Origin of the sequence: Serratia sarumanii, assembly GCF_029962605.1 — a bacterium.
GTDB classification, from domain to species: domain Bacteria; phylum Pseudomonadota; class Gammaproteobacteria; order Enterobacterales; family Enterobacteriaceae; genus Serratia; species Serratia sarumanii.
On record NZ_CP124750.1, the window covers coordinates 1443544 to 1458346 of the forward strand.

Consider the following 14803-nt stretch of genomic DNA (forward strand, 5'->3'; position numbering starts at 1 on the left):
AATCTTATGACCAACTCAATGCCATTCCTCTGAAAACAGGACGACAACCGTGATAACCCATGACGATAGCCGCTGGAGCGACCTTTTCTCCGGCAAAAATGCGGCCAGTGCGATCGCGCTTTCGCTCGGCGTGGCGCTGCATGCCATCAATATTCTGGTCGCCACCACCATTCTGCCCTCGGTGGTGCAGGATATCGGCGGTCTGGATCTCTACGCCTGGAACACCACGCTGTTCGTGGTGGCGTCGATCCTCGGTTCCGCGCTGTCGGCCCGGCTGCTCAGCGGCTACGGCGCGCGCAGCGCCTATCTGGTGGCTTCGCTGTTCTTCATCGCCGGGGCGGCGCTGTGCGCGCTGGCGCCGAGCATGCCGGTGATGCTGATCGGCCGTACGGTGCAGGGCTTCGGCGGCGGGCTGATCTTTGCGCTCTCCTACGCGATGATCAACCTGGTGTTCGAGCAGCGATTGTGGCCGCGCGCCATGGCGCTCATCTCGGCGATGTGGGGCATCGCCACCCTGGTGGGGCCGGCGGTGGGCGGCATTTTCGCCGAGCTGAACGCCTGGCGTTGGGCCTTCGGCATTCTGCTGCCGATCATGGCGCTGTACGCCGCATTTACCTTCCTGATTCTGCCCAAGGGCAAAGCGCAGCAGGCGGCCGCGCCGTTGCCGACCACGCAGCTGCTGTTGCTGACCGTGGCGGTGCTGGCGGTGTCCGCCGGCAGCCTGGCGCACAGCGCCTGGATCAACCTGGCGGGCATCGCGCTCTCGCTGGTGCTGATGGCCTGGCTGCTGAAGCGCGAAGCGCACTCGCGCGCCCGCCTGTTGCCGCACGGCGCGCTGCGGCGCGGCTCATCGCTGGCGGCGCTCTACATCACGACCGCGTTGCTGGTGATCGGCATGACCAGCGAGATCTTCGTGCCCTATTTTCTGCAGCTGCTGCACGGCCAGTCGCCGCTGATCTCCGGCTATATTGCCGCCGCCATGGCCGCCGGCTGGACGCTGTCCGAGATCCTCAGCTCCGGTTGGCGCGGGGCGGGCATTCGCCGGGCGATCGTCAGCGGGCCGCTGTTTGTGCTGGTGGGGCTGCTGGCGCTGGCGATTCTGATGCCGGTGCCGTCCGGCGGCCACTGGCAGGCGCTGGCGCCGATCGTCATTGCGCTGTTGCTGGTGGGGTTCGGCATCGGCTTCGGCTGGCCGCACCTGCTGACGCGCATTTTGCAGGTGGCGCCCGAAGCGGACAAAGATATCGCCGGCGCTTCGATTACCACGGTGCAGCTGTTCGCCACCGCATTCGGTGCGGCGCTGGCCGGGATGATCGCCAATCTGGCGGGGCTGAACGATCCGGGCGGCGCGGCGGGCGCGGCGTCGGCGGCGCGCTGGCTGTTCCTGGCGTTCGCGCTGGCGCCGCTGCTGGCGGTATTCAGCGCCTGGCGCTGCGCGGCGATCGCGCCGCCGGGCGCCGAGACGGGCAATCTTGTACAAAACCCGCCCTCGCGCGAGTGCTAGAACGCTCCTCCTTCTTCGATAGTGTTTGCGGTGATAGTGGCGTTCTTGCTGCGCAGTATGCTGGCGGTGGTGTTGCTGAGCATGCTGATATTCATCGCGCTGCGCGGCATTTTTTAAAATCCGCTTGCCATATCTCTAATTTGAGATTATTTCTCTTATATGGGATTTTAAGGCGGAGTGTGAGCGATGGATAACGGTTTGGAGACTGCCGACCTGAGGTTGGCGCAGCGGCTGGCGGATTTGCGCCAGCAGCAGGGGTGGTCGCTGGAGGAGTTGGCGCAGCGCACCGGTCTCAGCCGGGCGACGCTCTCGCGGGTGGAGCGCGCCGAAACCAGCCCGACGGCGTCGCTGCTGAACCGGCTGTGCGCCGCCTACGGGTTGACCATGTCGCGCCTGTTGAGCGAAATCGAAGACGAACCGCCGGAGCTGTTGCGGCCGCCGCAACAGCCGGTATGGGTCGATCGCGCCAGCGGTTTTCACCGTCGCTCCGTTTCTCCTCCCGCCGCGCTGTATAAGGCCGAGTTTATCGAAGCCCGGCTCGATGCCGGCGCGCAGATCGATTACGACCTGCCGTCGATTCCGGCGCTGGAGCATCACCTCTGGCTGCTGTCCGGGCAACTGGAGCTGACGTTGGAAGGGCGCGTTTTCCGGCTGTCGCCCGGCGATTGCCTGCGCTACCGCCTGTTCGGCGCGTCCCGTTTCCATGTCCCCGGCGATGAGCCGGCCCATTACACGCTCGTTATCTGCAGGCCATAGCCATGATTGAATTGCAACAGTGGGGCGCCGACGCGGCGCAAAGCGCCGTGGCCGACTTGGCCGAGATGCTGCACGCCAGCGTGGCGCACGGCGCCAGCATCGGTTTTGTCATGCCCTTTACGGTGGAGCAGGCGCGGGCATTTTGGCAGGGGCTGCTGCCGGCCCTGGCGCGGGGAGAGCGTGCGATGCTGGTGGCGCTGGCGAACGGTCGGCCGGTCGGCACAGTGCAGCTGCTGTTGGCGATGCCGGACAATGGCCGCCACCGGGCGGAAGTGGTCAAGCTGATGGTGCACCCGCAGGCGCGGCGGCAGGGCGTCGCGCGGCTGTTGATGCAGGAAGTGCAGGCGCTGGCGGCGCGTCATCGCCGCAGCCTGTTGGTGCTGGATACCCTGAGCGGCAGCGCGGCGCAGGGGTTGTACCGCCAATTGGGGTTCGAAGCGGCAGGTGACATCCCACAATACGCCCGCGCCAGCGACGGCGGGGCGTTGGAAGCCACCTGCTATATGTACAAACTGCTGTGACTCTTCGGATACTATTAAGTGAAGTTGATAGCCCAGACGCGCTGACACTGATGGCGGAATTGTCGGTGCAACTGGCTGAGATCACCGGTGATAGCGGTACATCCTCGTTTGATCCTGCTGCTATACAAGCGGATGGAGGTTGTTTTATGTTGGTACGCAATGCTGCCGATGAAGCCGTAGCTTGTGGGGCGCTGCGTCGATTAACTTCTGGCGTTGCGGAGTTAAAACGGATGTATGTACGTGAGCCTGGTAATGGTATTGGTCGTAAATTATTACATGCTCTGGAACAACAGGCTCGATGGTTGGGGTATCGCCAACTGTGGCTGGAAACTCGAAGAGTGAACCTGCGTGCCATCAAGTTTTATCTGGCTCAGGGGTATCGGATACGCGAAAATTATGGCCGTTATCGAGGTAACCCGCAGGCGGTCTGTTTCGAAAAAGTTCTGGAATGATGTTGTAAGTCCCCATAGCCATTTGACCTTGAAGATCCGTGCCTTGCTGCTTAGGTTACGGCCAGATTAAATCAAAGAGCGGATGCCGCTACGGTTTTCGGACGGTTAAAATCGAGAGGGTTAAGGGATGAACTACTCTGATATTGCTGAAAGGATAGTGAAAGTGCTTGCTTCACCGGGAAGCGGTGTGGGATTGGCTTCACAGGGCAGTGCCGATACCGATTTCTCACATTTCTTATACCCGCAATCAAAAATTTGAGCATACGCATTTCTTTATGTTCATGCCGCCGAGCCAATATCCCCATTGGTTCGGCGGCATGCTCCGTTAATCCCTTTTTGAAAAAATATTAGGTTATATGGTTTTTTTCTCCCTATTCCTGAATCAGCGCCCGCGCCAGGCTTTGATCGCCTGTTGGCGCACCTGCAGCTTCTGCTGCGGCGTCAGCTTGTTGTAGTCGCGGGCCAGCCCGCTTTCCCAATCGCCGTACAGCGGGTTGGGCAGCACGATGAATTCGGTGCCGAACTTGTTCTGGTTCTCGCTGACGAATGCCCGGCGCTGCGCGTTGTCCTGGTGGTAAGTCGCGGCGCCGAAGTCGTTCAGGTTGTCGCCCGCGTACACCACGATGTCGTAGCCGGCTTGTTTGATGGCGTCGAAGCGCGCCTGCTTATTGGAGGTATCGGTGCTGAGCAGCACGGTCTTTTCCGACATGCCGGTGAAACCGAGCTTCTGCATGTTGGCCACCGTGGCGGCGTATTCGCTCTGCTTGCGGTTCGACACGTAGAACATCGTGCCCTGATGGGCGTTGACGTAGCGGGCGAACGACACCGCGCCCGGCACCGCGCCGGCCTGTTCGGCCTGCGTCCATTTGGCCCAGGTGGCGCCGTCGTATGGCTGGCCCTGCTGCGCCTGCCAGCCGGAGTAGGCGCTGTTGTCCAGCATGGTTTCATCCAGATCGACCACCACCGCCTTTTTACGGCCCGGCGCGGCCCTGGCCTGATCGAAGGCGCGCTGCGCGCTGTTGAACGCCTGATGCGCCAGCGCGCGGTATTCGCCGGACTGTTGGAACCAGTTCACCGCCAGCACCGACTGATGCGCCAGCCGCTGCTGGGCCTGCGCGTCGGTGTGCGGCGGCTGCGCGCAACCGGCCAACGTCAGCAGCGCGACGCCAATCGCCGCGCCGAGGGTGAGTGTCCTTGCCTGTTTTCCTGCCATTGTTATCTCTCTCGGTTTTATTCTTGTGGGCTGTCCAGCAGCATATCCATCTCGAACTGCCGCAGGGGATCCTGCCGCCAGCCAAGATGCGTAAAGAAGGGGGCGGCCACCTCGGGCACAACGACGTTGGCAGTCAGCGGCAAAGGGGCGAACCGTGTTTGCAGGGCGGCCAGCAAGGCGCGCGCATGCCCCTGGCCGCGGTGCTGCGGCGGCACGTAGATCAGGCGCAGCCAGCAGTGCTCGGCGCCGGGCATCACCACGGCGTAGGCCTGACGATTGAGCGTATAGGCTTGCGGTTTGCCCGGCAGCTTGAACAGCGATTCGGGGGCGATCAGCCAGGGCAGATCGGTGGCGCCTTCCGCCGTCAGGCGATGGCTGACGGTCAGCGGATCGACCGCCTGCAGTTCCGCCGTGCCTGGCGGCGCTTCCGCCGGCGCCTGATGGCCGGTCAGGGTGCGCACGATGCGCAGCCCGGCGCGGTGGTACAGCGCCAGCGCGGCGTCGTTGCCTTCGATCACTTCCAGCGACAGCCGCCGGTCGCCGCGGTGGCGGGCGTCCGCCACCAGCCGCTGCATCAGCGCCTTGCCCAGGCCCTGGCCGCGCATCTCCGGGCGCACGGAAAAGGCCGCGACCCGGCTGTGCCGGCCGCGGCGGGCGATCAGCGCCACCGCCACCGGTTCATGGCGGTGGGTGACGATCAGGCTGTCGTTCAGGCTGAGATCTTCGGCGCCGAAACGGGCGGCGAAGGTCGGCCCGTCGACAACGAAGCGCACGATGTAGTTTTCAAAGCAGTGGCTGAGGATGTTCGCCAGTTCGTCGCTGCTGTAGCGCAGGGCGTTGTGGAAGTCGAAGCGTCCGTCGTTATGCATGGCTGATTTCGCTCGGGGAGAAAGCTATACATGTAGACCCGTTTTTTTTGCAAGGCAAGCGGGGGGATTGGACAGGGGGAAAATAAAAACAAAAAAGCCGGACGCAGCCGCCCGGCGAAATAAAACTCTGGGTATCAAGTGACGCTAAAGTTTGCAGTGGTGGTTATTCATTCATCACATCAGAACTGGTAGGTCAGGGCGACAACAACCACGTCGTCGTTTTTCAGACCCAGCTTGTTGTCGTCATCGAGCTGGTTGATTTTATATTCGACATAAGTGGACATGTTTTTGTTGAAGTAATAGGTTGCCGCTACGTCGAAATATTTCACCAGATCGACGTCGCCGATGCCTTCAATATCTTTGCCTTTCTGCTGAACGTAACCCAGCGATGGGCGCAGACCGAAGTCGAACTGATATTGCGCGACCAATTCAATCCCTTCCGCTTTATTGGCGAAGCCGCTAACGGAAGTGGCGTTGTTATTGATGGTGGCGGTGCCGGAAATAGGCGCGATATTGCGGCTCTGCGAATAAGTCGCGGCCAGGTAGACGTTGTTGTTGTCGTATTTCAGACCACCGGCCCAGATATCGGCCTTGTCGCCTTTACCGAAGGTGCCCGCTTTTTGCGTGGTGGTGCGGTTGGAAGAGGCATAGGCGGCGCCCACGCTCAGGCCGTCGATGATTTCGTAGCTGGAGGAGAGGCCCCAGCCGTCGCCGTTCGCCTTGCTGGCGGAGCGGCCGTCGTTTTCGTTCTTGCCCTGGTACTGCACGGCAAATTTCAGGCCGTCGACCAGTCCGAAGAAGTTGTTATTGCGGTAGGTGGCGACGCCGTTGGTACGGCCGTTCATAAAGTTGTCGGTCTTGATGTAAGCATCGTCGCCGAATTCAGGGATCATATCCGTCCAGGCGCCGACGTCGTAAATGATGCCGTAGTTGCGGCCGTAGTCGAAGGAACCGAGATCCTTATATTTCAGACCGGCGAAGCCCAGACGCGTTTTGGTGTCTTTAGTGCCGTCGGATTCCGTGTGGTTGGCGGCGATCTGATATTCCCACTGGCCGTAGCCGGTCAGCATATCGTTAATCTGAGTCGCGCCTTTAAAGCCGATACGCACGTAGGTTTTATCACCGTCGTTGCCGGCATCATCGGAGAAATAATGCAGGGCCTTTACACGACCGTAAAAATCGAGTTTGTTGCCGTCTTTATTGTAGATTTCTGCTGCCTGTGCCGCTTGCGCAAGTAAAAGTGCCGGAATAATAACGGCCAGAAGATTACGTTTCATGGGTTACCCTGCTTTATTCGATTGAAAGACGCTTATCATCAGTTGCATTGCTGTTTTACTGTGCCGCCTGATTGTTGGCGGCGGAGAATTTTTACCGTAGTAATGTGATCTATTTATGACAAAAAATTCATTTTCATGTCGAACGATTAAAAAAGTCGCGTAAAGAGTGAATTTTTTCTTCGGCCGACGGTCGGCGGCTGGTCTACAGTTATCGATACCTTGTTCCGCTGCGGGAGGAATCATGCACGATACTTATACTTTGTTCGGCACGCAGGGCTGCGGCTCGACGATCGTGGCCGCCGCGTTGGTGTTGACCGCTTTCCCCTGGGGCTATGAGGAGGTGGACTACATGCAGGACGGCCCGGAGCGCGATCGCCTGCTGGCGCTGAACCCGTTGGGCCAGGTGCCCACCTTAGTGTTGCCCAATGACGAAGTGATGACGGAGAGTGCGGCGATCATTCTGTTGCTGCACGATCGCGCGCCGCACGCCGAACTGGCGCCGCCCGGCGGCTCGCCGCTGTTGCCGCGTTTTCTGCGCTGGCTGCTGTTCATCAACGCGGAGATTTACCCCACCTTCACCTATGCCGACCATCCGCAGCGCTGGCAGCCGCAGGCGGCGGGGGCGGAACAGCTGAAAAACGCGGTAATGGATTATCGCGAGCGCTTATTGCGGCAGCTGAACGCCGCCGCCGGCGCTGCGGGCCCGTGGTTTCTCGGCAAGAGCTTCAGCGCGTTGGATCTGTACGTGGCGGTGATGTGCAACTGGCGGCCGGGCCGCGCGTGGTTCCGGCAACACTGCCCGCGGCTGTACGCCATCGCAGAGCGGGTGGAACAGCGGCCGGAGCTGAATGCGTTGCTGAGCGCCCATTTCGACGGTGTTGCCCCGCTGGAATCGTGATGCCTCCCCGCCGCCCGGCGGGGAACCCTCCCGTTTTTCTGAACCGAGACTGCTGAAAATCCCGATTTTCACTCGCAGCGGCGGCGGGTAGCGTAAGGCTATCCGCAACTGACAGGAGAGTGTGATGCCATCAGAATCCCAGGCCGGGCAGCAGGCGTTCGGCGATATTGCCCCCAAGCTGGCGCAGCTCAGCGACAGCGTTTTGTTTGACGATATTTGGCAGCGGCCGGCGCTGAGCCCGCGCGAGCGTAGCCTGATTACCGTCGCCGCGCTGGTGGCGCTCAACCGCGTGGAACAGCTGCCGTTTCACCTGCAGCTGGCGCAGCGCAACGGCGTGACGCGTCAGCAGCTGGCCGAGCTCATCACCCATCTGGCGTTCTACGCCGGCTGGCCCGCGGCGGCGTCGGCCGTGGCGCGCCTGCGTGAACTGGAACAGGAGGACAACCATGCCGTTTAGCCGCATCGCCCTGCATCAGGGCAAGTCCGCCGACTATCTGCAAACCTTGTCCGACAGCCTGCATCAGGCGCTGGTGGAGGCCTTCGAGGTGCCGCCGACGGATAAATTTCAGGTGATCGATCAATACCGCCCCGGTGAGCTTATCTACGATCGCGACTATCTCGGCGGGCCGCGCAGCGCGGCTTTCGTGCTGTTTTACATCACCGCCGGGCGGCCGCGCGACACCGACACCAAGCGGCGCTTCTACGGGCGGCTGGCGGCGCTGCTGGCGGAAAACCTGCGGCTGCGCCCCGAGGATGTGATGGTGGTGATCACCACCACCCAGTTGGACGAGTGGTCGTTCAGCGCCGGGCGCGCCTCGATGATCGATCCGCAGGCGTAACTCGGGCTGACGCCGCGGGCGGTCTGTGGGACAATGGCGCCATCATTTCGTTTAGATAAGAGTTGAATGGCGCTCTCCTCCGCAGTTAAAGATCAGATTGGCCAGTGGTACAAAGCCCTGCAGCAGCAAATACCGGATTTCATTTCCCGTGCGCCCCAGCGCCAGATGATCGCCGAGGTGGCGAAGACGCTGGCCGGCGACTACCCGCGCCATCTGGCGATCGAGGCGCCGACCGGCGTCGGCAAAACGCTGTCATACCTGATCCCGGGTATCGCCGTCGGGCGGGCGGAGAGTAAACCGCTGGTGGTCAGCACTGCCAACGTGGCGCTGCAGGACCAGATCTACAGCAAGGATTTGCCGCTGCTGAAAAAGATTATCCCCGATCTGAAATTTACCGGCGCCTTTGGCCGCGGGCGTTACGTGTGCCCGCGCAATCTGGCGGCGATGAGCACCGACGTTAGCCAACAGGGCGATCTGACGCTGTTCCTCGACGACGAGCTGGCGCCGTCCAGCGGCGAAGAGCAGGCGCTGTGCCAGAAGCTGACCAAGGCGCTGGCCCGCTTCGAGTGGGACGGGCTGCGCGATCACTATCAACAGAGCATCGACGATCCGCTGTGGGCCAAGCTGAGCACCGACAAGGCCAACTGCCTGGGGCGCAACTGCCACTATATTCGCGAATGCCCGTTCTATATCGCCCGCAAAGAGATCGAGAGCGCCGACGTGGTGGTGGCCAACCACGCGCTGGTGATGGCGGCGCTGGAGACGGAATCGGTGTTGCCGAACCCGAAAGAGCTGCTGCTGGTGCTGGACGAAGGCCACCATTTGCCGGAGGTGGCGCGCGACGCGCTGGAGATCGACGGGGAAATCACTGCGCTGTCGACCAACCTGCAGCTGGACATGATCGTGCGCCAGGTCGAGCAGTGCATGACGCAGTACCGGCCGAAGAATCCGCCGGGGCTGGCCAACAGCGAGCGGCTGAAAAACCATTGCGAGGAGCTGCGCGAGCTGGTGCAGATCTTCGAGCATCAGGTCAGCGCCTATCTGCCCGGCGACAGCGTGGCGGCCGAGCACCGTTTCGAGATGGGCGAGCTGCCGGCGGAGATGGTGGAGAGCTGCGCGCGGTTGTTCAAACTGACCGACGCGCTGCGCGGGCTGGCGGAGTTCGTGCTTAACGATCTCACCGAGCAGACCGGCAAGCATGACATCGTGCGCCTGCACCGGTCGATCATTCAGATGAGCCGCACGCTGGGCTATCTGGAGGCGATGAGCAAGCTGTGGCGGCTGGCGGCGCTCGACAAATCGTCCAACGCGCCGATCTCCAAATGGGTCACGCGCGAGCTGCGCGATAACGTCACCCATCTTTACCTGCACTGCGTCGGCATCCGCGTCAGCGACCAGCTGGAGAAGCTGCTGTGGCGCAAGGTGCCGCACGTGGTGGTCACCTCGGCTACGCTGCGTTCGCTGAACAGCTTCGCGCGTTTGCAGGAGATGAGCGGGTTGAGCGAGAAGGCCGGCGATCGTTTCGAAACGCTCTCTTCGCCGTTCAATCACGTCGAACAGGGCAAGATTGTCATTCCGCAGATGCGCTACGAACCGGCGCTCGCCAACGAGGCGGAACACCTCGAGGAGATGGCGCGATGTTTCCGCGCCGAGCAGGCGAGCGGCAAACACAAAGGCATGCTGATCCTGTTCAGCAGCCACCGGGCGATGCAGACTTTCCTCAGCTACGTGACCGATCTGCGGCTGATGCTGCTGGTGCAGGGCGACCAGCCGCGCTACCGGCTGGTGGAAGAGCACCGCAAGCGGGTGGAGAAGGGCGTCGCCAGCGTGCTGGTGGGGCTGCAATCGTTCGCCGAAGGGCTGGATCTGAAAGGCGAGCTGCTGACCCAGGTACACATTCACAAAATTGCGTTCCCGCCGATCGACAGCCCGGTGATCATTACCGAAGGCGAGTGGCTGAAATCGCTGAAGCGCTATCCGTTCGAAGTGCAGAGCCTGCCGAGCGCCTCGTTCAACCTGATCCAGCAGGTCGGCCGCCTGATCCGCAGCAACCAATGCTACGGCGAGATCGTGATCTACGATCGCCGGCTGTTGACCAAAAACTACGGTTCGCGGCTGTTGGCGTCGCTGCCGGTGTTCCCGATCGAACAGCGCGCGGTGCCGGAGGCCGACAAGGCGCATCTGGCGGCGCTGAAATCCGCCGCCGACGCGGCCAAAAAAGAGAAGAAGCGCGGCAACCCGTTCGCCCGCAAGCGGCGGCGTTAATCAGAGCAGCGGCGGCAGGCGGCGTTTGACCGGCGTGGTTTTCACGATCGAGGTGTTGCTCTGTGCGTGTTCGGCCAGCCGATCGAGGGTGTGGTCGAGCTGCGCCATCGAGTGCGCCACCAGCCGCACGATAAAGCAGTCTTCGCCGGTCACCTTGTCGCACTCGACCACTTCCGGGATCGCCTGAATCAGCTGTTCAACCTTCTTCAGCATGCCCGGCAGCGGCTTGATGCGCACCAGCGACTCGAAGGCGTAGCCCACCGCCTGCAGATTGACGTTCAGGGTATAGCCCTGGATCACGCCGCTTTCCTCCAGCCGCCGCAGCCTTTCCGACGTGCTCGGCGACGACAGCCCCACCTGCGCGCTCAGCGTCTTCAACGATGCACGCGCATCTTCCGCCAGAATGGTCAGGATTTGGCGATCGATATCATCCATAACGCCTCCGTTAGGTGTTTTCTTTATTATAGCTACGAGAAAAAGGCAGTTAAGCACATCTGCCTTTTTTATGCTATGGAAAGCCGCCCGGCGAAGCCGCAAGCTATGCCTCTGGGCAAGTTTGGAGGAACGCAGAATGAATGCAGAGATAAAACGCGGCTCGCTGGAGATGACGGCGGCGATGCTGATTTCCGGCTCCATCGGCTGGTTTGTGCTGATGTCCGGCCAGCCGGTGGTCAACGTGGTGTTTTGGCGCTGCGCGGTGGGGGCGCTGGTGCTGCTGGCGGTGTGCGGCGCGCTGGGGCAGCTGCGGCGCGATGTGCTGACGCGCGCCACGCTGCTGCTGGCGATCGCCGGTGGGGTGGCGCTGGTGATCAACTGGCTGCTGCTGTTTGCCGCCTATTCCTATGCCTCTATCTCCATCGCCACGGCGGTGTACAACACCCAGCCGTTTATGCTGGTGGGGCTGGGGGCGCTGTTTCTGGGGGAACGGCTGACCGCCCGCAAGCTGCTGTGGCTGGGGCTGGCGTTCGGCGGCATGATGCTGGTGGTGCTGGCGCAGCCGCGGCAGGCGGGGGAACAGAGTCATTATTTGGCGGGCATTGCGCTGGCGCTCGGCGCGGCGTTTTTTTACGCCCTGATGGCGCTGGCGGCCAAGCGGCTGAAGGGCACGCCGCCGCATCTTATTGCGCTGATCCAGGTGGCGGTAGGGGCGGTGATGCTGTTGCCGCTGGTGGATTTCCACGTTTCGGCCAGCGCTGGGCAGTGGGGCATGCTGGCGACGCTCGGCGTGCTGCACACCGGCCTGATGTACGTGCTGATGTACGGCGCGCTGCAGAAGCTGCCGACCAACCTTATCGGCTCGCTGTCGTTCATCTACCCGATCGCCGCCATGCTGGTGGATCGCCTGGCGTTTGGCCACCGGCTGTCGGCCTGGCAGCTGTTGGGCGCGGCGATCATCCTGCTGGCGGCGGCGGGCATGAACCTGCTGGGCGAGCGGCGAGCGCGGCTGCTGCCGGCCTCGGACGGCCGGCGCGCCGGCTGATGCTCAGTTCGTTTTTTTCAGCCGGCGCCATAAGGTGGTGCGGCTGATCCCGAGCAATCGGGCGGCGGCGGCGTGGTCGCCTCCGCATCGCGCCAGCGCTTCGTGGGCGGAGACGGGCGCTGGCGGCGTCTCGGGCGGCGTGGCCGCCGCCAGCTCCGGCAGCAGCCAGCGCAGCGTCTCGCCGCTCGGCGCGGTGCCGGTGCTCAGCATCAGCGCCACCCGCTCCATCATGTTGCGCAGTTCGCGCAGGTTGCCGGGCCAGGCGTAATGACTCAGCGTGGCGTAACAGCCGGCCAGGGCGGCGCGCAGCGGCTCCGTCAGCGGCACGTCGAGCGCCGCCAGCGACCGCTTCAGAAAGTGTTCCGCCAGCATCGCGATATCGTCGCCGCGCGCCCGCAATGGCGGCAGCTGCAGCCGCAGGGCGCTCAGGCGGTAGAACAGATCGGCGCGAAAGCCGCCCCGTTGAATCGCCTGCTCCAGGTGGTTGTGGGTGGCGCTGATGACGCGAAAGTCGACCGCCACCGGCTGCTGCCCGCCGACCCGGGTGACGGCCTTCTCTTCCAGCGCGCGCAGCAGCCGGGTTTGCAGGTGCAGCGGCATTTCGCCGATCTCATCCAGAAACAGGGTGCCGCCGTTGGCGGTTTCCAACAGCCCGCGCCGGCCGCCGCGCCGTGAGCCGGTAAAGGCGCCTTCCTCATAGCCGAACAGCTCCGCCTCCAGCAGCGATTCGGCTATGGCGCCGCAGTTGATGGCGACGAACGGCGGCGTCGCGCCTCTGGCCGGCGCGCCGCGCCGGGAAAAGTATTCCCGGTGGATCGCCTGCGCCGCCAGCTCCTTGCCGGTGCCGGTTTCTCCCTCAATTAATACCGCCGCCGGCGAGCGGGCGTACAGCATGATGGTGCGCCGCGTCTGCTCCATCTGCGGGGAGTCGCCTTGCAAATCGCTCAGCCCGTAGCGCGGCTGCAGGGTATTGCGCGCGGCGTAATCGCCGCCGCGTTTGCCGCCGCCCAGCATCAGGCGCGTCACGTCCAGCGCATCGCTGAAGGCGGCGCGCAGGGTGGCGGCGGAATAGAGAAAAATGGCGGTGAGCCCGGCCTCTTCCGCCAACTCGCTGATGAGGCCCGCTCCAACCACGGCCTGAATGCCGGCGGCTTTCAGCTCGGCGATCTGGCCGCGCGCGTCCTCTTCGGTGACGTAGCTGCGCTGCTCCAGCGGCAGATCGAAGGTCTGCTGGAACTCCAGCAGCGCGGGCAGAGGGGTTTTATAGGTGATGACGCCGATCCGATCGGCGGTTCTGCGCGCCTTGCTCAGCGCCTGCAGCAGGTCGAAGCCGCCGGGCTTGACCAGGATGACCGGCACCGACAGGCGGCTTTTCAGGTAGGCGCCGTTGGAGCCGGCGGCGATGATGGCGTCGCAAGGCTCGGTAGCCAGGCGGGCGCGGATGTGCTGCACCGCCTCCTCAAAGCCGAGGCGGATCGGGATGATGGTCGCCAGATGGTCGAACTCGAGGCTGATGTCTCGGAACAGATCGAACAGGCGGGTGATGGAGACGGTCCAGATCACCGGTTTGTCCGGCGTGACGTGATCGCTCATGGTGGGTTACCGAATGGAAGTAGCTGCATTAGGTGTAGCCCGGTTTCAGTTATGTTTCAAATTTTCTGCGTGAAACAGCGATTGAAACGTTGGCTGAAACGTTTTTTACCTCTTTGTCTGGCCAATGGCGCTGCAGATGTTGTAACTCGCTTATTTTTATCGATTTTAATTTTTCCCCTCACCGAAGTGCAACCTGGCCCGCCCCTTGCTCTGTCTGTTTCATCTGGCTAATCGGAGAAAACGTCATGACGCTGCGCTCACCCGGGCTCGCCTTTCGCCAGGCCCTGAGTAAAGAAAAACCCCTGCAAATCGCCGGCGCGATCAACGCCAACCATGCGCTGCTGGCCCAGCGGGCCGGATTCCAGGCCATCTACCTTTCCGGCGGCGGCGTGGCGGCCGGTTCGTTGGGGCTGCCGGATCTGGGCATTTCGACCCTGGACGATGTGCTGACCGACATTCGCCGCATCACCGACGTTTGCCCGCTGCCGCTGCTGGTGGATGTCGACAGCGGTTTCGGCGCTTCGGCGTTCAACGTCGCCCGCACGGTGCGATCGGTGAGCAAGGCCGGGGCGGCGGCGCTGCATATCGAAGATCAGGTCGGCGCCAAGCGCTGCGGCCATCGCCCCAATAAGGCCATCGTTTCCACCGGAGAGATGGTGGATCGCATCAAGGCGGCGGTGGATGCGCGCAGCGATCCGGACTTCGTGATCATGGCGCGCACCGATGCGCTCGCGGTGGAGGGGCTGGAGGCGGCCATCGAGCGCGCTCAGGCTTACGTGGCGGCCGGGGCCGACATGCTGTTTCCGGAAGCGATCACCGAGCTGGGCATGTACCGCCGCTTTGCTGAGGCGACGCAGGTGCCGATCCTGGCCAACATCACCGAATTCGGCGCGACGCCGCTGTTTACCACCGACGAACTGCGCAGCGCCCAGGTGGATATGGCGCTGTATCCGCTGTCGGCCTTCCGGGCGATGAACCGCGCGGCGGAGCGGGTGTACCGCGCTTTGCGCGAGGAGGGCACGCAGAAAAGCGTCATCGACACCATGCAGACCCGCAACGAGCTGTACGAAAGCATCAACTACTATTTGTTCGAAGAGAAACTCGACGCCCTGTTCGCTCGCCAACGCGACGAATAG

The 14803-nt window shown here is 62.7% G+C and carries 16 protein-coding genes; 11 read left to right on the top strand and 5 right to left on the bottom strand.

Annotated features, from left to right (window positions below; translation table 11 throughout):
* Positions 1 to 49 precede the first annotated feature (49 nt).
* From SSARUM_RS06900 to SSARUM_RS06920, 5 genes are all read left to right on the top strand, one after another.
* Positions 50 to 1504, top strand: a complete 1455-nt coding sequence (locus tag SSARUM_RS06900; RefSeq protein WP_060421402.1) for an MFS transporter — start codon at positions 50 to 52, stop codon at positions 1502 to 1504.
* A 186-nt stretch (positions 1505 to 1690) separates the two neighbouring features.
* The gene (locus SSARUM_RS06905; RefSeq protein ID WP_033646915.1) at positions 1691 to 2260 is read left to right on the top strand and encodes a helix-turn-helix domain-containing protein; all 570 of its coding nucleotides are present in this window, start codon (positions 1691 to 1693) and stop codon (positions 2258 to 2260) included.
* A 2-nt stretch (positions 2261 to 2262) separates the two neighbouring features.
* Entirely contained in the window at positions 2263 to 2781 is a 519-nt protein-coding gene (locus SSARUM_RS06910) for a GNAT family N-acetyltransferase (RefSeq protein WP_043146968.1), read from the top strand.
* 65 nt (positions 2782 to 2846) lie between these two features.
* Positions 2847 to 3233 (top strand): GNAT family N-acetyltransferase, encoded by a 387-nt coding sequence (locus tag SSARUM_RS06915; protein ID WP_236672597.1) that lies wholly within the window; start codon positions 2847 to 2849, stop codon positions 3231 to 3233.
* 127 nt (positions 3234 to 3360) lie between these two features.
* The gene (locus SSARUM_RS06920; protein WP_255170871.1) at positions 3361 to 3492 is read left to right on the top strand and encodes a hypothetical protein; all 132 of its coding nucleotides are present in this window, start codon (positions 3361 to 3363) and stop codon (positions 3490 to 3492) included.
* A 123-nt stretch (positions 3493 to 3615) separates the two neighbouring features.
* Here SSARUM_RS06920 and SSARUM_RS06925 read toward each other — a convergent pair whose 3' ends face one another.
* The 3 genes from SSARUM_RS06925 to ompC all read right to left on the bottom strand — a co-directional run bounded on the left by SSARUM_RS06925 (position 3616) and on the right by ompC (position 6592).
* The gene (locus SSARUM_RS06925; RefSeq protein WP_043146972.1) at positions 3616 to 4446 is read right to left on the bottom strand and encodes a 5'-nucleotidase, lipoprotein e(P4) family; all 831 of its coding nucleotides are present in this window, start codon (positions 4444 to 4446) and stop codon (positions 3616 to 3618) included.
* A gap of 17 nt (positions 4447 to 4463) precedes the next feature.
* On the bottom strand, positions 4464 to 5315 hold the full coding sequence (locus SSARUM_RS06930; RefSeq protein ID WP_043146974.1) for a GNAT family N-acetyltransferase: 852 nt from the start codon (positions 5313 to 5315) through the stop codon (positions 4464 to 4466).
* A 179-nt stretch (positions 5316 to 5494) separates the two neighbouring features.
* Positions 5495 to 6592, bottom strand: coding sequence for a porin OmpC (gene ompC, locus SSARUM_RS06935; RefSeq protein WP_033646909.1), 1098 nt, complete (start codon positions 6590 to 6592; stop codon positions 5495 to 5497).
* Positions 6593 to 6833: 241 nt separating this feature from the next.
* Between ompC and SSARUM_RS06940 the strand changes: the two genes are divergently transcribed.
* From SSARUM_RS06940 to dinG, 4 genes are all read left to right on the top strand, one after another.
* The gene (locus tag SSARUM_RS06940; protein WP_060429753.1) at positions 6834 to 7490 is read left to right on the top strand and encodes a glutathione S-transferase family protein; all 657 of its coding nucleotides are present in this window, start codon (positions 6834 to 6836) and stop codon (positions 7488 to 7490) included.
* A 124-nt stretch (positions 7491 to 7614) separates the two neighbouring features.
* Complete coding sequence (locus tag SSARUM_RS06945; protein ID WP_033653414.1) at positions 7615 to 7947, top strand: carboxymuconolactone decarboxylase family protein; 333 nt, start codon at positions 7615 to 7617, stop codon at positions 7945 to 7947.
* On the top strand, positions 7937 to 8329 hold the full coding sequence (locus tag SSARUM_RS06950) for a tautomerase family protein (protein WP_060429756.1): 393 nt from the start codon (positions 7937 to 7939) through the stop codon (positions 8327 to 8329). The genes SSARUM_RS06945 and SSARUM_RS06950 overlap by 11 nt, the downstream gene beginning before the upstream one ends.
* Positions 8330 to 8395: 66 nt before the next feature.
* Positions 8396 to 10594 (top strand): ATP-dependent DNA helicase DinG, encoded by a 2199-nt coding sequence (gene dinG / locus SSARUM_RS06955; protein WP_033637643.1) that lies wholly within the window; start codon positions 8396 to 8398, stop codon positions 10592 to 10594.
* On the opposite strand, the gene SSARUM_RS06960 is transcribed toward dinG, so the two are convergent.
* Complete coding sequence (locus SSARUM_RS06960) at positions 10595 to 11029, bottom strand: Lrp/AsnC family transcriptional regulator (protein ID WP_016928538.1); 435 nt, start codon at positions 11027 to 11029, stop codon at positions 10595 to 10597.
* A 136-nt stretch (positions 11030 to 11165) separates the two neighbouring features.
* Between SSARUM_RS06960 and SSARUM_RS06965 the strand changes: the two genes are divergently transcribed.
* A complete protein-coding gene (locus SSARUM_RS06965) occupies positions 11166 to 12074 on the top strand; it encodes a DMT family transporter (protein WP_033637645.1) in 909 nt (302 codons plus the stop codon).
* A 3-nt stretch (positions 12075 to 12077) separates the two neighbouring features.
* On the opposite strand, the gene prpR is transcribed toward SSARUM_RS06965, so the two are convergent.
* Complete coding sequence (prpR, locus tag SSARUM_RS06970; protein WP_060429758.1) at positions 12078 to 13667, bottom strand: propionate catabolism operon regulatory protein PrpR; 1590 nt, start codon at positions 13665 to 13667, stop codon at positions 12078 to 12080.
* A gap of 245 nt (positions 13668 to 13912) precedes the next feature.
* Between prpR and prpB the strand changes: the two genes are divergently transcribed.
* Entirely contained in the window at positions 13913 to 14803 is an 891-nt protein-coding gene (gene prpB / locus SSARUM_RS06975) for a methylisocitrate lyase (protein WP_033646893.1), read from the top strand.